This is a genomic window from Streptomyces diacarni, from assembly GCF_003323715.1.
GTDB classification, from domain to species: domain Bacteria; phylum Actinomycetota; class Actinomycetes; order Streptomycetales; family Streptomycetaceae; genus Streptomyces; species Streptomyces diacarni.
Genome location: NZ_QOIN01000051.1, coordinates 20,771 through 41,460 on the forward strand (window position 1 = coordinate 20,771; position 20,690 = coordinate 41,460).

Annotated in this window: 18 protein-coding genes, 1 tRNA gene, 1 pseudogene and 1 riboswitch; of the genes and pseudogenes, 9 read left to right on the forward strand and 11 right to left on the reverse strand. The window is 71.5% G+C overall.

Going from position 1 to position 20,690, the window contains the following annotated elements:
• Nucleotides 1-4 precede the first annotated feature (4 nt).
• The 6 genes from DTL70_RS26220 (at nucleotide 5) to DTL70_RS26245 (ending at nucleotide 5,611) form a co-directional block, all read left to right on the forward strand.
• Complete coding sequence (locus tag DTL70_RS26220) at nucleotides 5-757, forward strand: phosphonatase-like hydrolase (RefSeq protein WP_281278727.1); 753 nt, start codon at nucleotides 5-7, stop codon at nucleotides 755-757.
• Nucleotides 758-794: 37 nt separating this feature from the next.
• On the forward strand, nucleotides 795-1,880 hold the full coding sequence (locus tag DTL70_RS26225; RefSeq protein WP_114024517.1) for an ABC transporter ATP-binding protein: 1,086 nt from the start codon (nucleotides 795-797) through the stop codon (nucleotides 1,878-1,880).
• Nucleotides 1,873-2,781, forward strand: coding sequence for a 2-aminoethylphosphonate ABC transporter permease subunit (locus DTL70_RS26230; protein ID WP_220183654.1), 909 nt, complete (start codon nucleotides 1,873-1,875; stop codon nucleotides 2,779-2,781). The genes DTL70_RS26225 and DTL70_RS26230 overlap by 8 nt, the downstream gene beginning before the upstream one ends.
• Complete coding sequence (locus tag DTL70_RS26235; protein WP_114024484.1) at nucleotides 2,762-3,559, forward strand: ABC transporter permease subunit; 798 nt, start codon at nucleotides 2,762-2,764, stop codon at nucleotides 3,557-3,559. Before DTL70_RS26230 ends, DTL70_RS26235 begins: the two co-directional genes overlap by 20 nt.
• Nucleotides 3,560-3,632: 73 nt before the next feature.
• Nucleotides 3,633-4,724, forward strand: a complete 1,092-nt coding sequence (locus DTL70_RS26240) for a 2-aminoethylphosphonate ABC transporter substrate-binding protein (RefSeq protein WP_114024485.1) — start codon at nucleotides 3,633-3,635, stop codon at nucleotides 4,722-4,724.
• Between the two features lie 107 nt (nucleotides 4,725-4,831).
• Nucleotides 4,832-5,611: an HAD-IIA family hydrolase gene (locus DTL70_RS26245; protein WP_114024486.1), complete on the forward strand. Its 780-nt coding sequence runs from the start codon at nucleotides 4,832-4,834 to the stop codon at nucleotides 5,609-5,611.
• Between the two features lie 43 nt (nucleotides 5,612-5,654).
• Here the strand turns inward: DTL70_RS26245 and DTL70_RS26250 are convergent, their stop codons facing one another.
• Nucleotides 5,655-6,428 carry a CbtA family protein gene (locus DTL70_RS26250; RefSeq protein WP_114024487.1) on the reverse strand — a complete coding sequence of 258 codons (774 nt, stop codon included), beginning with the start codon at nucleotides 6,426-6,428 and terminating at the stop codon, nucleotides 5,655-5,657.
• Nucleotides 6,429-6,450: 22 nt separating this feature from the next.
• A complete protein-coding gene (locus DTL70_RS26255; RefSeq protein ID WP_114024488.1) occupies nucleotides 6,451-6,678 on the reverse strand; it encodes a CbtB domain-containing protein in 228 nt (75 codons plus the stop codon).
• Nucleotides 6,679-6,711: 33 nt separating this feature from the next.
• Nucleotides 6,712-6,836, reverse strand: a riboswitch (cobalamin riboswitch).
• Nucleotides 6,837-7,017: 181 nt separating this feature from the next.
• Between DTL70_RS26255 and DTL70_RS26260 the strand changes: the two genes are divergently transcribed.
• Nucleotides 7,018-8,106, forward strand: a complete 1,089-nt coding sequence (locus DTL70_RS26260; protein WP_114024489.1) for a glycoside hydrolase family 6 protein — start codon at nucleotides 7,018-7,020, stop codon at nucleotides 8,104-8,106.
• Nucleotides 8,107-8,147: 41 nt separating this feature from the next.
• Here the strand turns inward: DTL70_RS26260 and glxA are convergent, their stop codons facing one another.
• The 4 genes and pseudogenes from glxA to DTL70_RS26280 all read right to left on the reverse strand — a co-directional run bounded on the left by glxA (nucleotide 8,148) and on the right by DTL70_RS26280 (nucleotide 15,031).
• Nucleotides 8,148-10,172 carry a radical copper oxidase GlxA gene (glxA, locus tag DTL70_RS26265; RefSeq protein ID WP_114024490.1) on the reverse strand — a complete coding sequence of 675 codons (2,025 nt, stop codon included), beginning with the start codon at nucleotides 10,170-10,172 and terminating at the stop codon, nucleotides 8,148-8,150.
• Between the two features lie 770 nt (nucleotides 10,173-10,942).
• Nucleotides 10,943-12,805 (reverse strand): annotated as a pseudogene (locus tag DTL70_RS26270) (glycosyltransferase family 2 protein); the annotation flags it as partial.
• 332 nt (nucleotides 12,806-13,137) lie between these two features.
• Entirely contained in the window at nucleotides 13,138-13,776 is a 639-nt protein-coding gene (locus DTL70_RS26275; protein WP_114024519.1) for a FadR/GntR family transcriptional regulator, read from the reverse strand.
• A gap of 112 nt (nucleotides 13,777-13,888) precedes the next feature.
• Nucleotides 13,889-15,031 (reverse strand): winged helix DNA-binding domain-containing protein, encoded by a 1,143-nt coding sequence (locus DTL70_RS26280; RefSeq protein ID WP_114024491.1) that lies wholly within the window; start codon nucleotides 15,029-15,031, stop codon nucleotides 13,889-13,891.
• A 157-nt stretch (nucleotides 15,032-15,188) separates the two neighbouring features.
• Here DTL70_RS26280 and DTL70_RS26285 point away from each other — a divergent pair, with 157 nt between their 5' ends.
• Together DTL70_RS26285 and DTL70_RS26290 are read left to right on the forward strand one after the other, a co-directional pair.
• A complete protein-coding gene (locus DTL70_RS26285) occupies nucleotides 15,189-16,199 on the forward strand; it encodes an ABC-2 transporter permease (RefSeq protein ID WP_114024492.1) in 1,011 nt (336 codons plus the stop codon).
• 128 nt (nucleotides 16,200-16,327) lie between these two features.
• Nucleotides 16,328-16,401: transfer RNA gene (locus DTL70_RS26290), tRNA-Lys, on the forward strand.
• A 139-nt stretch (nucleotides 16,402-16,540) separates the two neighbouring features.
• Here the strand turns inward: DTL70_RS26290 and DTL70_RS26295 are convergent.
• From DTL70_RS26295 to ehuB, 5 genes are all read right to left on the reverse strand, one after another.
• On the reverse strand, nucleotides 16,541-17,332 hold the full coding sequence (locus DTL70_RS26295; protein ID WP_114024493.1) for an IclR family transcriptional regulator: 792 nt from the start codon (nucleotides 17,330-17,332) through the stop codon (nucleotides 16,541-16,543).
• A gap of 228 nt (nucleotides 17,333-17,560) precedes the next feature.
• Complete coding sequence (gene ehuA, locus DTL70_RS26300) at nucleotides 17,561-18,385, reverse strand: ectoine/hydroxyectoine ABC transporter ATP-binding protein EhuA (RefSeq protein ID WP_114024494.1); 825 nt, start codon at nucleotides 18,383-18,385, stop codon at nucleotides 17,561-17,563.
• A complete protein-coding gene (ehuD, locus tag DTL70_RS26305) occupies nucleotides 18,375-19,025 on the reverse strand; it encodes an ectoine/hydroxyectoine ABC transporter permease subunit EhuD (protein WP_114024495.1) in 651 nt (216 codons plus the stop codon). The genes ehuA and ehuD overlap by 11 nt, the downstream gene beginning before the upstream one ends.
• Nucleotides 19,025-19,765 carry an ectoine/hydroxyectoine ABC transporter permease subunit EhuC gene (ehuC, locus tag DTL70_RS26310; RefSeq protein ID WP_114024496.1) on the reverse strand — a complete coding sequence of 247 codons (741 nt, stop codon included), beginning with the start codon at nucleotides 19,763-19,765 and terminating at the stop codon, nucleotides 19,025-19,027. The genes ehuD and ehuC overlap by 1 nt, the downstream gene beginning before the upstream one ends.
• Nucleotides 19,762-20,688 carry an ectoine/hydroxyectoine ABC transporter substrate-binding protein EhuB gene (ehuB, locus tag DTL70_RS26315; RefSeq protein ID WP_245979769.1) on the reverse strand — a complete coding sequence of 309 codons (927 nt, stop codon included), beginning with the start codon at nucleotides 20,686-20,688 and terminating at the stop codon, nucleotides 19,762-19,764. The genes ehuC and ehuB overlap by 4 nt, the downstream gene beginning before the upstream one ends.
• Nucleotides 20,689-20,690: the final 2 nt, after the last annotated feature.

The window sequence follows — 20,690 nt, forward strand, 5'->3', positions numbered from 1 at the left end:
GACGTTGACGACAGCGACACCGAAGGACCGCGCGCCGGGCACGCCGGACGTGGCGGGCACCACGCTGGTCGTGCTGGACATGGCGGGCACCACCGTCGCGGACGACGGCCTGGTCGAGCAGGCGTTCGGCGCGGCGGCGACGCGTCTGGGAACCGCGCCCGGCACCCCGCAGTTCGCGGCGATGCTCGACCACGTCCGCGCCACCATGGGCGAGTCCAAGATCTCCGTCTTCCGGCACCTGGCGGGCGGCGACGAGGAGCGGGCGCGGCAGGCCAACACCGCGTTCGAGGACGCCTACGGCCGGCTGGTGGCCGACGGGCACTGCGCCCCCGTACCCGGAGCCCGCGAGGCCATCGAACAGCTGCGCGCCGCCGGGCGCACCGTCGTCCTGACGACCGGCTTCGCGCGGGCCACCCAGGACGCCGTCCTGGCCGCGCTGGGCTGGCGCGACCTGGTCGCCGCCACCCTGTGCCCCGCCGACACCGGCCCGCTGGGACGCGGCCGGCCCCACCCGGACCTGGTGCTCGCCGCGCTGCTGCGCACCGGCGCGGCCGACGACGTGCGCCGCGTCGCCGTGGCCGGTGACACGGCGTACGACATGCGCTCCGGCGTGCGCGCGGGCGCGGGCGTGGTGGCCGGCGTGCTCACCGGGGCGCACGCCACGGAGGCGCTGCGCGAGGCAGGCGCGACGCACGTGCTGGACTCCGTCGCCCGCCTGCCCGGGCTGCTGTCCTCGCTGGAGCGCCCGGATGCCTGAGCACATGATGTCTGAGCACGCGATCTCTGAGCACGCGATGCCTGAGCACGCGACGCCTGAGCACACCGGCGCACGCGGGCCCGTCGGTATCCGCTTCGAGCAGGTGACCGTCGCCTACGACGGCACGGCCGTCCTGGAGGACTTCGACCTGGAGGTCGGGGCCGGCGAGGTCATGGCGCTCCTCGGCCCCTCGGGGTCGGGCAAGACGACCGCCCTGCGCGCCGTCGCGGGATTCGTCCGCCCCGCGCGCGGGCGGGTGCGGATCGGCGACCGCGACGTGACCGACCTGCCGCCCCACGCCCGGGACGTCGGCATGGTCGTCCAGCAGTACGCGCTCTTCCCGCACATGCGCGTCGCCGACAACGTCGCCTTCGGCCTCAAGGCCAGGAGGACACCGCGCGGACAGGTGGCGGAACGCGTCGCCGAAGCGCTGGAGATGGTCGGCATGGGCGGCTACGCGCGCCGCTACCCGCGCGAACTGTCCGGCGGGCAGCAGCAGCGCGTCGCCCTCGCCCGCGCACTGGCCGTACGGCCGGGAGTGCTGCTGCTCGACGAACCGCTCTCGGCGCTGGACGCGCGGCTGCGGTCCGGCATGCTCGCCGAACTGGACAGGCTCCACCGCGAACTGCCCGACGTCTGCGTCCTGTACGTCACCCACGACCAGATGGAGGCGTTGACGCTGGCCGACCGCGTCGCCGTCATGGACCGGGCGCGGCTGCGGGAGGTCGGCACCCCGCGGGCGCTCTACCGGGCGCCGCGGGGGAGTTTCACGGCGTCGTTCGTCGGCTCGGCCAACCTGCTGCCGGTCACCCGGGCGGGCGAGGGGAAGGTCAGGTTCGGCGACACGGAGCTGCGCGTCGCCACCCCGGGCCCGGGGGACGGCGGAGCGGCCGCCACCTTGTGCGTACGCCCGCACCGGATCGTCCTCGGGGACGGCGGTGCCAACGTGCTGCGAGGGGTGGCCAGAGCCGTCCAGTGGCGGGGTGCCACCCACCGCGTGGCCCTTGAGGTCGCCGGGCACGAGGTCGTCGCCGACGTCCCCGAGTCGGCCTCGACGCCCCGCGTCGGCGACCGTGCCGCCGTGTCCTTCGCGGCGGAGGACGGAGTGCTGCTCGATGACTGAGACCATGGCCTCCCGCAGGCCGGCCGGGCCGCGCCTTCGGGTGCGGTCCGGCGCCGGGCGGCGCGGCGGGTCCGCCCGCACCGGGCGCCCCTGGCTGTGGGCCCTGCCGCCGCTGGCCGTGCTGGCCGTCTCCTTCCTCCACCCGCTCGCGCTGGTGGTGCGGGAGAGCTTCTCGGGCGGGACGGCGGCCTACCGGCAGGTGTTCGGCTCCGAGGCGTTCACCGACGCGTTGGCCACGACGGTCGCCCTCGCCGCCGGAGCCACCCTCGGCTGCGTCGTCCTCGGGTTCGCGCTCGCGCTGGTCGTCGCCTTCGTGCCGTTTTCCGGCAGCAGGTCGGTGGCGCGGTTCATCGACGTGTTCCTCTCCTTCCCCTCGTTCCTGATCACGCTCGCGCTGCTCTTCCTGTACGGCACGGTGGGGATGGCGAACGGCCTGTGGACGGGGCTGACGGGGGCCGAGGAGGGGCCGTTCCACTTCCTGACGACGCCGTGGGGCGTGCTGCTGGCGGAGGTCACCTACTTCACCCCGTTCGTGATGCGCCCCCTGCTGGCCGCGTTCGCGCAGCTGGACACCGCCCAGCTGGAGGTGGCCTCGTCCCTGGGGGCGCGTCCCGCACGGATCGTCCGGCAGGTGATCCTGCCCGAGGCGTATCCGGCGCTGATGGCGGGCGGCGCGCTGGTGCTGGTCCTGTGCCTGAACGAGTTCGCCATCGTGCTGTTCACGGGGGCCAAGGACGTGGTGACGCTGCCGATGCTGGTCTACAGCAAGGCGATCCTGGAGTCCGACTACGTCTCCGCCTGCGTGGTCGCCACGGTCGACGTCGTCCTCTCCGTGGGCCTCTACGGCCTCTACCGCTCCCTCACCGGAAGGAGCAGCCGCCGTGCTCGTGCACACGCGTAAGGGGCGCTGGGCGGTGTGGGCCGTCTTCGCGGTGGTGTGCGTCCCGCTGTTCGCACTGCCGCTGCTGGTGATCGCCACGGCGTCGCTGTCCACGAACTGGAGCGGTGTGCTGCCCTCGGGGCCCACGGGCGTGCACTACGCGTCGGCCACCCGAGGCGAGTCGCTCGCGGCGCTGAGCGTCTCCTTGCAGACGGCGCTGCTGGCGAGCGTGCTGGCGCTGGCCGTGGGCACGTGGGCCGCGCTGGCGGCGGCGTCCCTGGGACGGCGTGGCCGCCGCCTGATGGACGCGCTGTTCATGCTGCCGGTGGCGGTGCCCTCCGTGGTGGTGGGACTGGCCGTCCTGGTGGCGTACAGCCGTCCGCCCGTGCTGCTCAACGGCACCCGGTGGATCGTCATGCTGGCGCACACCGTGCTGGTGACCGCGTTCGCCTACCAGTCGGTGTCGGCGGCGCTGGCCAGGCTCGACCCCGCCTACGCGCAGGCCGCCGCCTCGCTGGGAGCGCGCCCCTGGTACGTGCTGTGGCGGGTGAAGCTGCCGCTGCTGCTGCCGTCGCTGACGGCGGCGGCCGGGCTGTGCTTCGCCCTGTCGATGGGGGAGCTGAGCGCCACGATGATGCTCTACCCGCCCGACTGGATGCCGCTGCCCGTGCAGATCTTCGCCGCCACCGACCGGGGCTCCCTCTTCACCGGCTCCGCGCTCGCCGTGGTGCTGATGGCGGCCACCTCGCTGGTGCTCCTCGCCGTCTCCCGTATCCGTACGGAGGCCTCCTACCGCTGAGGCCCCGTAGGTCTCGTCGGCCTCCCGGGCCTCGTCCCGCTGCTTCTCCGCTCTTCGAAAGGTGCGCATGCCCATGTCCTCTCACCTGCGCTCGTCCCGGTACGTCCCGGCGGTGCTCGTGCTGCCGCTGACCGCGCTGACGCTCTCCGGCTGCGGGGGCACGGGGTCGGCCGCCGCGGGCGACGACAAGGTCGTCACCGTCTACAGCGCCGACGGCCTCAAGGGCGAGCGGGGCAACGGCTGGTACGACGAGCAGTTCGAGGCGTTCGAGCGCGAGACCGGTATCACGGTCAAGTACGTCGAGGGCGGCTCCGGCGAGATGGTGCAGCGCACCGAACGGGAGAAGAGCAACACGCAGGCGGACGTCCTGGTCACCCTCCCCCCGTTCATCCAGCAGGCCGACGGCAAGGGCCTGCTGAGCGGGTACGAGCCGGAGGGTGCCGCGCACATCCCCGAGTCGGAGCGCCCTGCCGACGGCCACTTCACGCCCCTGGTCGACAACTACTTCGGGTTCATCCACAACACCGAGAAGCTGCCGAAGCCGCCCGAGACCTGGGACGAGCTGCTGTCGGAAAAATACGAGGGCAAGCTGCAGTACTCGACGCCGGGCGTGGCCGGTGACGGGACGGCGCTGCTCATCAAGGCGATCCACGACTTCGGCGGCCGGAAGCGGGCGATGGACTACCTGGGCGCGCTCCAGAAGAACAACGTCGGCCCCTCCTCCTCGACCAGCAAGCTCGCCCCGAAAGTGGACAAGGGGGAGCTGCTGGTCGCCAACGGCGACGTGCAGATGAACTACGCGCAGGCCGAGACCATGCCGCACCTCGGCATCTTCTTCCCCGCCGCGAAGAAGGGCGCCAAGCCCACCACCTTCGCGTTGCCCTACACGGCGGGCCTGGTCAAGGGCGGCCCGCACACGGAGAACGGCAAGAAACTGCTGGACTTCCTCCTCGGCGAGCGGCCCCAGCGCGAGGTGTCCTCCATCGGCGGCGGCTTCACCGTGCGCGACGACATCGAGGCGCGGGACGACCAGGCCGAGGAGCTGGCAGCGCTGATGAAGGGGGTCGAGGTCTTCCACCCGGACTGGGAGGAGGTGGCAGGCGACCTCGACTCCTACCTCTCCGGCTGGAAGCGGGCCACGGCCGGCGCCGTCCGTCTCGGCTGACCTGCACCGGCCGCTGCGGTTACGCTGAGCGCGGCGGCCGGTTCCCGTACACCGTGGTACGTCCCACACCGCCGCCCTGACCACCACGACCCGGCAGGAGCCCACCCGTGGCAGAGCGCAAGCCCATCGAGTCCTGGCTCACCGACATGGACGGTGTGCTGATGCACGAGGGGATCCCGGTCCCCGGCGCCGACTCCTTCATCAAGCGGCTCAAGGAGTCGGGGCGTCCGTTCCTGGTGCTCACCAACAACTCGATGTACACCCCGAGGGACCTGCACGCGCGGCTGGCCCGCATCGGCCTCGACGTACCGACGGAGAACATCTGGACCTCGGCACTGGCCACCGCGCAGTTCCTCGACGACCAGCGGCCCGGTGGCACCGCCTACGTGATAGGGGAGGCCGGGCTGACCACGGCGCTGCACGACATCGGGTACGTGCTCTCCGACGCCGACCCCGACTACGTGGTGCTGGGGGAGACCCGCACCTACAGCTTCGAGGCCCTCACCCGCGCCATCCGGCTGATCAACGACGGGGCGCGGTTCATCGCCACCAACCCCGACGAGACCGGCCCCTCGGCGGAGGGCGCACTGCCCGCCACCGGATCCGTGGCAGCGCTCATCACCAAGGCGACGGGGGCGCACCCCTACTTCGTCGGCAAGCCCAACCCGCTGATGATGCGGGCCGGGCTCAACGCGATCGGCGCCCACTCCGAGACCAGCGCCATGATCGGCGACCGCATGGACACCGACGTGCGCGCCGGCATGGAGGCGGGCCTGGAGACCTTCCTCGTCCTGACGGGGCTGACCCGGCCCGACGAGATCGAGCGGTACCCGTTCCGGGCCTCCAGCGTCGTCAACTCCATCGCGGACCTGGTCGAGCGGGTCTGAGAACCGGCGGGGCACCACGGGCGAGCGGTGCCCCGCCGGTCCGTCACACGCTGCCCGGGCGCCGCCGGGGCAGCGGGGCCGCGAACAGGGCGCCGAGAACACCCCACAACACCAGGTGCGCGCCCAGCGACAGCACGCGGAAGTCCCACAGCAGGGTGGCCGGCACCGGTACGGCGTCCGGGTTGTCCGGCAGCAGGAAGAGCGCGGCCAAGGTGGCGACCACCGCGGCGGCCGCCGCCGACTGGCGCACGGGCAGCCCCCGTCCCGAGCGGCCGAGCCGCAGGTGCACCTGGTGGGCGAGCACCATGCCGAGCACGCCGATGACGAGCGCGGCCAGCCACAGGGCCTGCCGTTCGGTGACGGTGCCGCCGTCGCCCACCCCCGGCGGGTTGGCCGGGTAGCGGAGCGCGGGCAGCAGGGACAGGGCGAGCAGCCCGGCCCCCGCCACCCCCATGGAGCGCTGCCAGCCGCGGCCGTCGCCCGGGGGCGCGGCCCGGTGGACGAGCGCGTAGGCGACCGTGAAGAACACGCCGATCGCCATCCCCGCCACCACGGCGGTGACCACGAGCCCCAGGTGCTGGGTGCCCCGGCTGAAGAGCTCCTCCGCCTCGGCGGCGTGGGAGTGGGCGTGGCCCGCGTGCCCGGCGGCCTCGGTGGCCGAGCGCTGCTCCTCCAGCCGGATCGCGCGGTCCATCAGCGGTTCGGCCAGCAGGAGGGAGAACAGCCCCGAGGCGAGCCCGGCGAGCCCGCCGGCGGCGAGGCCGCGGCCGAGCAGGGGCAGCAGGGGATAGGGAGTCGTCTGAGCGGAGACGGACATGAGAAGCGGTACCCCCGTCTCGTCAGTGGCAGGGGGCGCCGAACAGATGGCGGCCGTCGTGGGAGAACTCGTGCAGGTACGAGCCGGTGGCCGAGACGAGGTTGCCGTTGTCGACGAAGACGGCGTAGAGCGCGAGCAGCGCCACGATCGCGGCGGCGGCCACGAGGAGCCAGTCCCGGGTCCTGACCGTCGCCGGGTGCGCGGCGGCGGCCTCGGGCGCGCTGGCCGTGCCGACGGTGTGCGGGGACATCCGCATGCCTCCTTCTGGGGTTTCCACGCCCCATCGGTGGTCAGGCGACAGGTCAGTTCCTGACTCCCGTACGGGCGCGCTTCGCCGCGTACGGACACAGTGGCGGGACCGTCCCGGAGTCGCACCGGGTTCCTGCGCACTGTCGCCTCGGTAGTTTTGCCGCTCAGGAGGCTCCCAGCCCGCATGTGCACTGTCAATAAGGGCTCCGTCACACCCCGTGGCAATCGTGTGGACAACCAGCGGTTTCTGCCCGGCTGTTGAGTTATCCACAGGTCGACTGCGGGCGGTGAGCCCTGTGGCACCATGAGGCGACGAACCGGGTGCACCAAGGGGGAGTGGATGTACGGCAGTCACGGTCGCCGGCCGCCGCGTGCGCCACGCGCCCGGCACCGCGCCGCCACCCGGCGCGGTGCGCGGGCAGTGGCCGCGGCGCTCGCCGGCGCCGCGCTGCTGCTGGCGGGCTGCTCCTCGTCCGGCGACGGGAGCGGCGGTTCCGGCTCTCCGAAGCCCTCGCCCACCATCGAGCAGCGCCCCAGGTCCGAGGCACCGTACTGGGTGAATCCGGAGTCGAACGCCGCGCGCCAGGCCGCCGCCTACGCGCGGGACGGGAAGTCGGCCGAGGCCGCCGGGATGCAGAAGATCGCCGCGCAGCCGGTGGCGGAGTGGATCGGCACCGAGGAGCCGCGCCGCCAGACCGAACGGGTCACCAAGGCCGCCGCCGAGGCGGACCGCGGCGCGCTGCTCGTCCTCTACAACGTGCCCCACCGCGACTGCGGGCAGTACAGCAAGGGCGGCGCGCAGGACGCGGCGGCCTACCGCAAGTGGCTGGACGCCGTCGTCGCCGGCATCGGTGACAGGGCCGCCACGGTGATCGTCGAACCGGACGCCCTCGCCCACGTGGTGGCCGAGGGCTGCACTCCGGCCGCGTTCCACGACGAGCGCTACCGGCTGCTGGCCGAGGCCGTCACCGAGCTCAAGCGCCTCCCCGGCACCACGGTCTACCTCGACGCGGGCAACCCCGACTGGATACGCGACGCCGGCGCCCTCGTCGAGCCGCTGAACCGGGCGGGCATCGCCGAGGCCGACGGCTTCTCGCTGAACGTGTCCAACTACCAGACGACGGCCTCGAACATCGCCTACGGCAAGCGGCTGTCGCCCAAGGTCGGCAACAAGCCCTTCGTCATCGACACCAGCCGCAACGGCAACGGACCACTGGAGGGCGCGCACGCGGACGAGGAGGCGTGGTGCAACCCGCCGGGCCGCGCCCTGGGTGAGGCGCCGACGGTCAAGACGGGCCATGAGCTGGTGGACGCCTACCTGTGGATCAAGCGCCCGGGCGAGTCCGACGGCGAGTGCAAGGGAGGGCCCGCGGCCGGCCGGTGGTGGCCGGCCTACGCCCTCCAGTTGGCCCGCGACGCCAAGGACTGACCGCCGGCCCGCGGCGCCGTGGACTGCGGGACGGGCGCCGCCTACTCCGGATCCTGAGCCGTGACCGTGGCGTGCGCGGCGGTCGGGTCCACCTCCACCTTGATCCAGCGCGCCTTGGAGGGGATCCCGTCGTCGTCCACGCCGAAGACCATCCACCACCCCGGGGTGACCAGGGACGGATCGTCGGGGATGGTCGTCGTCACCTTGCCGTCGCCCGACCTGGTCATCTTCAGCGCGACCGACGACTGCTCCACGTTCGTCACATGCGTGAACGACCCGGGCCGCACGAGGCGGAGCTTCTTGAGCGAGTCGGCGTCCTTGCTCCGGAAGGAGACGCGGTCACCGACCTCCACCGTTTTGCGGCTGCCGCCGACGTCCCTGAGGTCGGGCTGCTTCTTGCCCTTGTTCAGGTAGGGGGGCGTGTAGATCTCGATGCGCTGGTCGAACCGGCCCGGCTTCGTGTTGGCCTTGTCGGCGTAGAGCGAGTCGGAACCGAAGGTCATCACGCGGCCGTCCGGCAGCAGCAGTCCCCCCGAGTGGTAGTTGCGGCCGACGAGGGGCGCGGCGGCCTCCTCGTACGCGTTGGCCTTCGGGTCGTAGAGCGCGGCCTTGAGCACGTTGCTGTCGCTCTTGCCGCGGTACTGGCCCGAGCCGTTGGTGGTCAGCACCGTGTCGTCGGGCAGGATGACGCTGCTGGGGTAGCGGACCTTGTCGTAGAGGTCGGGGCCGTCACGGAAGCGGGGCTTCTCGTCCTTGAGGTCGACGATGCGCGTCTTGGAAGACGACGTGGGGGACTCGCCGACGCCGCCACCACCCTGCACCATGAACTTCCGCGACTGGGTGGGCGGCAGCGGCACGGACATCGCCGTCTCCAGCACGTCGGGGTCGCTCATGCCGGGGATCTCGGTGAACTCGTTGGTCTCGATGTTCCAGATGCCGGGCTTGCGGCCCTTGTTCGCGGGCCCGTAGCCGGCCGTCGTACCGCTGTAGAAGAGGCGGTTCTCGCCGATCAGGTGCAGCCCCGGGTAGGTGGGGAAGAAGCGGGTGTCGGGCAGGTAGTGCCACTTCTTCGTCTTCGGGTCGAAGACCTCGTTCTTGCCGGGGACGACCTGCCCGATGTCGTCGAGTCCTGAGACGGTCAGTACCCGGCCGTCCTGGAGCGTGACCTGGGTGGGGTACCAGCGGGCCTCGTGCATCGGGTCGACGGTCAGGTAGCGCTCGGCCACCGGGTCGAACTCGTAGGCGTCCTTGATGCCCTGGAAGTCCTTCTTGTCGAAGGACATCTTCTGCGCGATGCCGTACACGTTCTGCTTCCAGGAGCCCGTCAGGCCGCTGACCGTGTACTTGTCCTGCGTGCCCGTCTGGTACTCGCGGCCCTCCTTCGCGGCCTCGGCGTAGACGCGGGTGACGCTGGCCTCGGTGCCGACCTCGCCGGTGTCCTGGTCCTTCACCTTCTTCGCGGGCGGCAGGTTGACGGCCTTCTGCGAGATGAAGGTCTTGCCGTTCCCGCGGCCGGTGAAGCGGGTGCCCTTCTTGATCATCTTGGCGCGGTCGGGGTTCTCGTTGTAGAGGAGCATCAGCCCGCCGGCCTTCTTCACATCGCCCTTGAGTGTCTCGTACCGCTGGGTGCCGCCCGCGACCAGAAGTTTGCCGTCCGGAAGCTGGTTGTGCCCCGAGCAGAACAGGTCGTTGGGGGTGGGGATGTTCTTGAAGGTGTTCTTGGCCGGGTCCCACAGCACGGTGCGGAAGCTCTTGGCGGCGAAGTTCTTCGCGTCGTTGCCCGAGCCCGCCACCAGCAGCACCTTGCCGGTGTTCAGCAGCGCGGCGTGGATGGTGTTGATGCGGTACTTCTCGGGAACGTCGACGATCTGCCAGTGGCCCTTGGCCGCCTTGTACTCGGGACGGTTGATCTCGTAGTCGTGGTACTTCGCCGACGCGAAGCCGTACAGCGCGGGGCCGTTGAATCCGGCGATGGCGACGACGACCGCGGTACCGATCGCGATGCGCTTGACGCGGCGGTTCTTGGAACGGCGTCTGGCCTGGCGGCGGGTCGAGCGGGAGGTCATGGTTCGGGTCCCCTAAGGGCGATCGGCGCGTGCTGTTCGGACGAGAGCGGCGGGCTCGCTCACCTGTGCGGTCCGCCGTGGGGCGGTGCGCCCCACGGCGGGGGCGGGGACACGGGCGACGGCGCCGCCGGGGCGGGCCCGCTGCGCGCGCCCGCCCCGCCGCTCGGCGAGGCGCCGTCGGCCCAGCCCTCGCCCGTACCGGGATACGCCCGGGCCGCGGCCCTGTGCCCGCCCGGCCCGTGGCCCCCGTGGGCGTCGGCCCGGTGTGCGTCGGTGTCCGTGGGGTGCCCGTTCGAGCCGGTGAGGCGTCCGCGCGGTCCCGGGTCGCCGTGGGCGGCGGCCCGGCGGGTGTCCCGGTCCGGGAGGTGTCCGTGCGAAGGCGTCGTGGCGGCGTCCGCCGCGGGGCGGCCGACCGGCGCGGTGCGGTCCGGGCCCGGGTGGCCCGGCGCGGGGCTCCACGCGCCGGACTGCGGTGCGGGGGCGGGCGCGACGCCCCGGGGCTCGGTGGCCTCGGGGGCCGTCGGCTGTCGCCGCCTGCGGCCCGTTCCCGGGGCCCACTGGCCGGGGCCTGCCGGCGCCGCCTCGGTGGCGGGCGCGGCGGGCTGCGGAAGGCCGCGGCGGCCCGTGCCGGGGAGGCCCTCACCTCCGCCGTGCCCGGCGAGGGACCCGTGCGGGGCGCCGGTCGGTACCGCTGCGGCGGGGGCCGGCGCGGCCTCGCGCAGCACGCCCGCATCGGGCGCACCCAGGGCGTCCGCGTACCCGGTGGCGTCGTCCTGCCGGCCGCCCGCAGGGCGGCTCCGCGCTCTCCGGCGCGCCCTGCGGCGCTTCTCGGCGCGGACGGTGACGCGCCAGCCGATGATCGGGGCCGCCGTGATGAGCAGCGCGAGCCCGGCCCAGGTGAGCATCGCGGGGTGGTCGTGGCCCAGGAAGAGGGAGCCGACGAGGGAGCCGCCGAAGACGGCGATGAAGAACAGGTGGATGCGGAACGTGCCGAAGAGGGTGTCGGGGCTGGCGGAGTTGCCCTTGGGGGTGACGACGAACTTGCTCTTGCGGCGGAGCACCGTATCGAAGAGGGAGCGCGCGTAGATGGGCGCCGAGAGCGCGGACATCAGCATGCCGGCCAGTCCGCCGGAGCCCTCGGGTTCGTGCGGGGAGACGTTGTGCCGCCGGTTCCAGATGTAGAGGCCGATCTGGAGCGCGGTCGCGTTGCCGTACAGCGCCATCCACACCGTCGGGTCGATCTGTACGCCGGAGGCGCCCATGCCGAGGAAGAGGGCGCAGGAGAGGGCGGCGAGGATCCAGTTGAGCGCCGAGATCGGGTAGAAGATCATCAGCATCGTGTAGTTGAACAGCTTGCCCAGCGGCATGGAGCCGAAGCCGCGCCAGTACTGGCCCAGGATCGTCTCGTAGGTGCCTCGGGACCACCTCAGTTGCTGGGTGAAGAAGTCCGTCCAGGCGTTGGGGCCCTCACCGACGGCCAGGACGTCGGGGGTGTAGACGGAGCGCCACTTGTTGCCGGTGGCGGGGTTGCGGTGGCGGTGCATCTCGAAGCCGGTGGCCATGTCCTCGGTGATGGAGTCGTAGAGGCCGCCGATGGACTTGAGCGCCGAGATGCGTACCGCGTTGCTGGTGCCGACGAACATGGGCGCGTCGTAGGCGTTGCCGGCGCGCTGGATGAGGGCGTGGAAGAGGAACTGCTGGGACTCGGCAGCCTTGGTGACGAAGTTGTCGTAGTTGCCGTAGACCTGGGGGCCGATGACGAAGCCGACGTCCGGGTCGCGGAAGTAGCCGAGCATCCGCTCCAGGTAGTTGGCCAGCGGCACGTGGTCGGTGTCGACGCCGGCGAAGTAGTCGTAGGAGTCGCCGTGCGCGTCGAGCCACGCGTTGTAGTTGCCGTGCTTGGTCTTGGCGCGGAAGGCGCCCTTTTGGGTGTTCCACTGGGCGACGCCCTTGCGGGAGAAGTGGTGGACCCCCAGGCGGCGGCAGACCTCCTTGACCTCGGGGTCGTCGCCCTCGTCGAGCAGCCACACGTGCACGGTGCCGCGGTGCCGTACTCGTACGGCCGCCTCCAGGGTCTTGGTGACCATCCCGATCGGCTCCTTGCCGGGCACGAACGAGGTGAGGAAGGCGACGCGGGTGCCGGCCTCGGGCACCACGGGTATCGGGTCGCGGGCCACCAGGGTGGCGTGCGCGTTGGAGATGACGTTCAGCGTGCGGAACAGCTCGATCAGCCCGATGGAGACGAGCATGACGACGTCGAGCTTGAGCACCAGGTCGGAGACCTCGCCGGCGTCGCGCTCCGTCCAGTGCGCGGGCTGCATCAGCCACACCAGCAGCCCGGCGGACAGCAGCGGGGCCAGGCACAGCAGGAAGCCGGCGCGCAGCCGGTGCGGTTCGTCCGCGAGCAGGCCGCGGTAGGCGACGCGGTAGGGCGTGCCGGGCTCGGGGCGGGTGAGCGGACCCGCGAGCCGGCTGTAGTGCTCGTAGTCGTAGCGGGGCGCGGCGCGGTCCCAGGGATGCGGCGAGGGGGTTCTGGGGGGTCTCGGTATGCGCAGCTTCGCCGTCCGGGTCGGGTCCTGGTTCTCCTGCGGGTTCGAGACCGGCTGCCGGGCACCCGTCGGCGGCGTCGTCATTGAGACCTTCCCCCCGCACGCAGTGCGCTGCGTGCCTCGTGCTGGCCCGTGTCCTGCCCCCTCGGCCCGGGCGCGGCGGACTTCGGCCGCCGTGCGCGGGAGACGGGCGCGGGCCGGTTCGCGGTTCCCCTGCGGTCGTTCGCTCGTGTGTGCCAGCCGTTTCGCGCTCCCCCAAGCACGGCAGGACTGATCGGTAACCGCCCGTCAGGTTGTCGGACTCGTCACATGAACGCAAGGCCGGTAGGGGCGGTTCAGCCCTGTTGTGGCGTTATGGCGGCGACAGATGTGACGGATGAGTCATCGAATCGTGGCTGCCGCGTGGTGGGTTCCGGCTAGGACGCGCGGAGCCGTTCACGAATGTTGCCGAAGTGGTCGCGCACGGCCTCTTCCGCGCGCCGCATGTCGCCGGAGCGGACCGCCGCCAGGATCTCCGCGTGCTGCCGCCAGGTCTCCACCGGATCGGCGCGCGGCTCCGCCAGATCCGTGCGCACGCGGTGGAACGCGTCCCAGAACGCGTCCAGCACCTCGCTCAGCAGCGCGTTGCCGAGCCCCGCGTACAGCGCCGAGTGGAAGGCGCGGTCCGTCTCGGCGCGCACAGCGCCCGCGCGCGCCTCCTCGCGCATCCGTGCGACGAGCGCCTCCAACGCGGCCAGCCGCTCCTCGCCCGCGCCGGACGCGCCCCCGTACTCGGCGACCAGCCGGGCCATCAGCCCCGTCTCCACCGCCTCGCGCAGCTCCAGCAGTTGCAGCAGGCTGCTCTCACCGCGGTAGTGCCCTGCGACGGTGCGGAAGGAGAGCTGTTCGGTCATCGGCGCCATGGACATCGCGCCGACGTACGTGCCGAAACCGTGCCGGATCTCCACGATGCCCATCGCCTGGAGCGCCTTGAGCGCCTCCCGCACGGAGTTGCGGCTCACATCGAGCCGTTCCATCAGCTCCGACTCCGTCGGCATCGCCGCGCCCGGCGGCATCCGCTCCTCGATGATCAGTCTCTTGATCCGCTCCTGGATCCGGCCGAGCCTTCCCCCGCTGCGCACCTTCCGGCCTCCTTCACCCGCCTGGCGAAAGCCTACGCGGGCGGCGTCAGCCTCCGCGGGGCGCGGCGGACGAGGGCGCGGCGGACGAGGGCGCGGCGAACGTCACCTGGCGAGGCCCTTCCCGTCCGTTCGCCGCGAACTCCAGCAGGCGCTCGCCCTCCTCGGCCAGCGCCTGCTCCGCCTCGTTGGCCAACCGCTCGAACGGCGTCAGGGTCAGGCGCGCAGGCCCGCGCCCCGTGTCCGCCTTCCACGTGCCGCGCACCCGGCCGTCCACCAAAAAGGTGCCGGGTACCTGCCCGTTGCGGGTGGCCAGCGCACGGCGCACCGGCTCGTCCATCAGGCGGGAGCGGTCGGCGTGCGAGAGGACGAGATTGTCGTACTCGGCCAGGAAGCGCACGGGCAGCGGCAGTTCGGTGTGCGGGCGCGGCGCCTCGGGCAGGTCGAACAGCTCGCGTCCCGCCTCGTCGGCGAAGACCCGCAGCTGCGGGCGCAGCCGCTCCACCACCTCGCCCAGCCGGGTGAGCCCCGACCAGGTCTGGACGTCCCGCACCGAGGCGGGACCGAAGGCGCCCAGATAGCGCAGCACCATCGTCTCCACGCACGGTTCGGCCGGCACGGGGCGGCCCAGCCAGGTCTCCACCGTCTCCAGCAGCGGCTGCCCCGAGCGCCCCCACAGCCCGCGCGGAGGCACCTGCACGAGCGGCAGCAGGCAGCGGGCCGCCATCGACAGCGCCCGCGCCTCCACGCCGGGCCACCGCTCCCTCAGGCGCTCGCCCAGCGCGCTGCCCGTCATCGGACCCTCGGCGAGCAGGTCGCGGGCGGCCTGCGCGACCTGCCACGTGTCCGTCTCGCCCAGCGCCCTGGCGTAGTTGGCGCGCAGGGCCCGTTCCGTCACGACCCGGGTCAGCGCCCGCAGCTGGAGGGCGTCGCGGGCGGAGACGAGGTGGATGGTGCCGCGCATCACGGTCATCCTGACCGCCTCGCGATCCGTGAGCATCCCGGCGAGCCCGCCGGGATCGAACCCCGCCAGCCTGCTCCAGAGCGCGAAGTACGGCGGCATCGGCGCCTGGGCCTGGAGACCCACCAGGTGTTCGAGGGCGTCCAGGACGGGCATCCGGGTGCGCTCGATCAGGAACTGGCGGGCGAGCAGGGCGCGGCTGAGCGCCGGGCGCGTCAGGACTGCGGGCATGGCAGGAGTCTCGCCCATGGCCGGGGACTTCGCCACGTGCCACCGCCGCACGGCGCGCCCGGGAGGCCAACAGGCGGTAAGGAAGCGGGCGATGCGGTATGGATGGGAAATCACTCGCAGTGATACCGAAAACGGAAGCCTCCAAGGAAACGGGTCCATGCACAACGCCACTTCCGGCGCCGGAGCCCGCGGCGCGCTCACTCCCGGCACGCTCGCGCTCGTCGTCGGCGTGTTCCTCGTCCAACTGGGCTTCCTGCTCTCCTACATCGGGTCCTTCCACCACCCGGACCCGCAGGGCATCCCGGTCGCCGTCGTGGCGCCGCAGCAGGCCGCCGACCGGCTCGACGGCCTGCCGGGACACCCCCTGGAGCCCACGGTCGCCGAGGACGAGCAGGCGGCGCGGGAGCGCATCGAGCAGCGGGACGCCGAGGGCGCCTACGTCATGGATCCGCGCGGCGGCCAGGACACCCTGCTGATCGCCTCCGCCGCGGGCGGCCCGCAGGCCCAGGCGCTGCGTCGCGTCGGGGAGAAGGTGGCCGCCGAACAGGACCGGCGGCTGAAGGTCGTCGACATCGCACCTTCGGGTGACCGCGACTACGAGAGCCTGACCGCCTTCTATCTGATCGTCGGCTGGCTGGTGGGCGGCTACCTGCTGGCCTCGCTGCTGGGCGTGGTCGCCGGCACCCGTCCGGCCCGGCCGGAAGCGGGCGCGCTGCGGCTCGCGGGGGTGGCCGTCTACTCCGTGCTGTCCGGGCTCGGGGGCGCGATCATCGTCGACCCGGTGCTGCACGCGCTGCCGCACCACTTCGTGGCGCTGTGGTGGCTGGGGGCGCTGCTGGTCTTCGCCACGGCGGCCTGCACGATGGCGCTGGAGGCCTTCTGCGGGATCGTCGGCATCGGCCTCGCCGTGCTCATCTTCGTCGTCCTGGGCAACCCCAGCGCGGGCGGCGCCTTCCAAAAGCACCTCGTGCCCACGTTCTGGCGGGCCATCGGCGACTGGATCCCCACCGGCGCCGGCACCACGGCCGTGCGCAACATCGTCTACTTTTCGGGGAACGCGCTGGGTACCCCGCTGCTGGTGCTGGCCGTCTGGGCGCTGGCGGGCACGGTACTGCTGCTGGCGGGATCCGTGCGCCGCCGGGAGCCGGGGCTGACGCTGCCGATCTGATACCGGCCAAGGCTGTTCCGACCGTGCGTGACGTAGTGGTCGCGCAGCGCGGCGGCTCGCCGTCGTGGTCACGGGCACCCCCGTGAAGGGGGTAGTATTTCCGTCGTCGGCCGGGAACGGCCCGACAGGCGCCGTTAGCTCAGTTGGTTAGAGCAGCTGACTCTTAATCAGCGGGTCCGGGGTTCGAGTCCCTGACGGCGCACCTCACAGACTGTGGCCCCCTTGCTCACCAAGGGGGCCACAGTCTTTCGCGTGCGGGGCGAGCAGGTGTGGCGTGGGAGCGAGCCGGCCGGCTCTTTCCAGCAGGAGAGGCGCTTGGGTCGGGCGGCAGGAGCCGTGCCTCACAGTGCCAGCGACAGCATCACCGGGGCGGCCCGCTCGCTCAGCAGCTCGGCCGCCCTGCGTAGTCGGTGCGCTTCGGTGACGGGCAGTGACAGCGCCAGACAGCTCACCGCGGAGCCCGCCGTCACGGGAACCGCCGCGCAGACGGTGCCCACCGCGTACTCCTGGAGATCGAGGACCGGGACCGTCGGCGGCTGCCTGTCCAGGCTGTCCAGCAGCCGGCGCTTGTCGGTGATCGTCCGGGAGGTGAGCCGGGGCGTCCTGTGGCGGGCCAGGTGGTCGGCGCGCCGGTCGTGGTCGAGCTGGCTGAGCAGGCACTTGCCGAGCGCGGTCGCGTGCGCGGCCGAGCGGAAGTCCACCCACTGGTTGACCGCGGGTGTCGTGGGGCCGTCGGCGACCTGGGCGCTCTCCAGCTCGCCGTCCTGGTACCGGCCGAAGTAGACGGCCGCGCCCACCGTGTCCCGCAGCTCGTCCAGCGTGCTCTGCAGGCGCTCGCGCAGGGCCCTGGCGCGCTCCACCCCCGAGCCGAGCAGGACCAGCGCCTCGCCGACGATGTAGCTGCCGTCCTCCAGCCGGGACAGATAACCCTCGCGGCACAGCATCCGCAGCAGGTGGCCCAGGCGGACGTGGGGCAGCCCGGCCTCCTGCGAGAGCGTCTCCTCGCACACCCCGTCCCGGTGCCGGGCGGCCGACTCCAGCACCCGGAGTGCGTAGCGCACCGAGCCGAAGGGCGTGACCGGCTCCCGCTCCGGCTCCTCGGAGGGGCCTGAGGACGGTCGGAGTAGCGCCACGGTGTCCCCCTGGGGTTGTGGACCGTCCGCACCGTCACCGGTCCGTGGGGCACGGCGGTACGGCAGTACGGCTGTACGGCTGTACGTCCAACGGTAGCGGTCAACCCCGCCGGAAGACGGGGGTGTTGCTGCTATCGGCATATGCCAGAAGGCTGGATGCGCCCCTGAACGCGCCCCCCTGTGCGCCCCTCGGCGCACAGGGGGAGAGCGACAGCCGACCCGTGCCGATCACAGGACGGCGCTGAGGAACTCCCTGGTCCGCTCGTGCTCCGGGTCGCTGAAGATCTTCTCCGGCGACCCGGACTCGATGACCCGGCCCGCGTCGAACATCAACACGTCGTCGGAGATGTCCCGCGCGAAGTTCATCTCGTGCGTGACGCAGAGCATGGTGATGTCCGTGGAGTGCGCGATGTCCCGCAGCACGTCCAGCACCCCGGCCACCAGCTCCGGGTCGAGCGCCGAGGTGACCTCGTCCAGCAGAAGCACCTGCGGCCGCATCGCCAGCGCCCGCGCGATCGCCACCCGCTGCTGCTGACCGCCGGAGAGCTGGGTGGGGTACTTGTCGAGATGGTCGGTCAGACCGACCATCTCCAGCAGCTCGCGCGCCCGCTGCTCGGCCTCGTCCTTGCCCAGGCCCAGCACGTGCACCGGCGCCTCGGTGATGTTGCGCAGCACCTTCATGTTGGGGAAGAGGTTGAACTGCTGGAAGACCATGCCGATCTTCTTGCGCACCTCGCGGGAGTGCTTCTCCCCCGCGGGCACCAGCTTGCCGTTCCGCTCCTCGTGCGACAGGTACTCGCCCGCCACCTTGATGGTGCCCTCCTCGGGCTTCACCAGGGTCATCAGCAGCCGCAGGATCGTCGTCTTGCCGGAACCCGACGGGCCGATGAGCGTGACGTGCTTGCCGGACGCCACGTCGAAGCAGAGGTTGTCCAGCACCACGTTGCTGCCGTAGCGCTTGGTGACGTTGTCGAATCTGATCAGCTCGCTGCCGTCGACGGCCGGGTTCGAGGCGTCGTTCGCAGCGGTGCTCGGGGTTTTCTCAACGGACAAGACGACGCTCCAGAGCTCGCGTAAGCAGGGATGCCGGATAGGCGATGACGATGAAGGCGATACCGATGACCGTGATCGGCTCGGTCGGCTGGAAGCTGGTCGCGGTGAACTGCCGCGCCTGGCCGAGCATCTCCAGCGCACCGATCGCCGCGATCTGCGGCGAGTCCTTCAACATCGCGATGACGTAGTTGCCCAGCGCGGGCACCACGCGGCGGATCGCCTGAGGCAGGATGACGGCGCTCCACGTACGGCCGCGCGGCATGCTCAGCGCCGTGCACGCCTCCCACTGCCCCTCGGGCACACCGTCGATGCCGGCGCGGTACACCTCGGCCGTGTACGTCGAGTAGTGCAGGCCGAGACCGATGATGCCGGTAGTCAGCGCCGAGAGCGTGACGCTCCACTCGGGCAGCACGTAGAAGAGGAAGAACAGCTGCACCAGCAGCGGGGTGTTGCGGATGAACTCGGTGACGGCCGTCACCGGCCAGCGCACCGCCTTCAGCGGCGAACGCTGCGCCATGGCCCACACCAGGCCGAGCGCGAAAGCGATCAGGGAGCCGAGCACCAGCGCTTCGAGGGTGACGAGCACGCCGTCCCAGAAGCGCGGCATGAAATCACCGACAGCGGACCAGTCCCACTGCATCAGGCCGCACCTCCCTGGCTGGAGCGGGAAATCGCCGTCGCCTGCTCGATGTCCGGCTTCCGCATGCCTTCGCTCTTCGTCGGAGCCTGGCCGATGCCCGCCTTCGCCTTCCGCTCCACCGCGCGCATCACACGCGTCAGCAAGAACGCCAGGATGAAGTACATGACCAGGATGATCGTGTAGACCGGAGCGCTCTCACCGAGCGCGTTGCGCACCAGCGAAGCCCCGAAGGTGATGTCGCCGACGCCCAGGACGGACACCAGCGCGGTGCCCTTGAGCAGCTCGATCAGCAGGTTGTTGGCGGGCGGGATCATCTCCGGCCACGCCTGCGGCAGCGAGATCTTCATCAGCCGCTGCCAGGGCGAGAAGCTGAGCGCGATGCCCGCCTCCTGCTGGGCCGGCGCGACGGCGGCCAGCGCCCCGCGCACGATCTCCGACCCGTACGCGCCGTAACTCAGGCCGAGCGCGAGCACCGCGGCCCACATCGGCACCAGCTGCCAGCCGAAGGCGACGGGCAGCACGAAGAACATCCAGAACATCAAGACCAGGGCCGAGGTGCCCCGGAATATCTCCATGTACAGGCCGGAGACGAACCGGACGATCCACAGCCTGTTCGTCCTGGCCACACCCACCACGAAGGCGACGAAGGCGGCCAGCGCCGCGCTGAAGACCGTCAGCTGGACGGTCACCCACACGCCCTGGAGAAGCAGCTCCCACAAACCCGAGGTCAGGTCCGTCATGCGCAGCGCTCCTTCGCGGTCATCGTGGTCATCTCCTCCTTCACGAAGCCGAAAGGCTTCATGATGCGGAAGAGTTCGCCGCTCTCCTTCATCTTGTGCAGCTCGCGATTGAAGGCGTCCCGCAGCGTCGTCTCGTTCTGCCGGAAGGCGAACGCGCCGGTACCCAGGTCCGGCTTGCCGTCCAGCTTCGGCGTGAACGCCTCGGTGTACTCGGCCTTGCGGCTCTTGGTCTGCCTGACCACGTTGCGGACGGTCACCGCCGTCCCCGAGAAGACGTCCGCGCGGCCCTGCTCGACAGCCAGCAACCCCGCCAACTGGTCGGGCAGCAGAAGCATGTCCGACTCCTTGAGTCCCGCCTCCTCCGCGTAGGCGATCTCGGCGTAGCCGGTACCGGTCGCCATCTTGGCGCCGGCCTTCGCGATGTCCTCGTAGCTGTTGAGGTTCTTCGGGTTGCCCTTGCGCACGATGAACGCGTCCCGCATCTCGTACTCGGGATCCGCGAACAGCACCTGCTCGCACCGCGTGGGCGTGATGTACATGCCGGCCGCGACGACGTCGAACTGCTGCGAGTTGAGCCCCGGGATCAGCGAGTTGAACTCCGTCGGGAACGGCTGGACCTTCGCGACGCCCAACCGCTCGAAGATGATCCGCGCGATCGCGGGCGAGGTCCCCGTCAGTTTGCCGTGCTTGTCGATGTAGCTGTAGGGCTGTTCACCGGCGAGGCCCAGCTTCACCGTGCCCTGGGCCTTCAGCCGTTCCAGCAGATCCCCCCCGTTCTTGGCGTCCGCACTGGACACCCGACTGCATGCGGTTGTCGCCCCGAGCGCACTCACCGCACCCAAGGACGCCGCTCCTGCGAGCAGCGACCGACGGCTCAAACGTCTCCCGGCACGAGTGGTGTTGTTCCTCTGTGGTGGAGCCATGG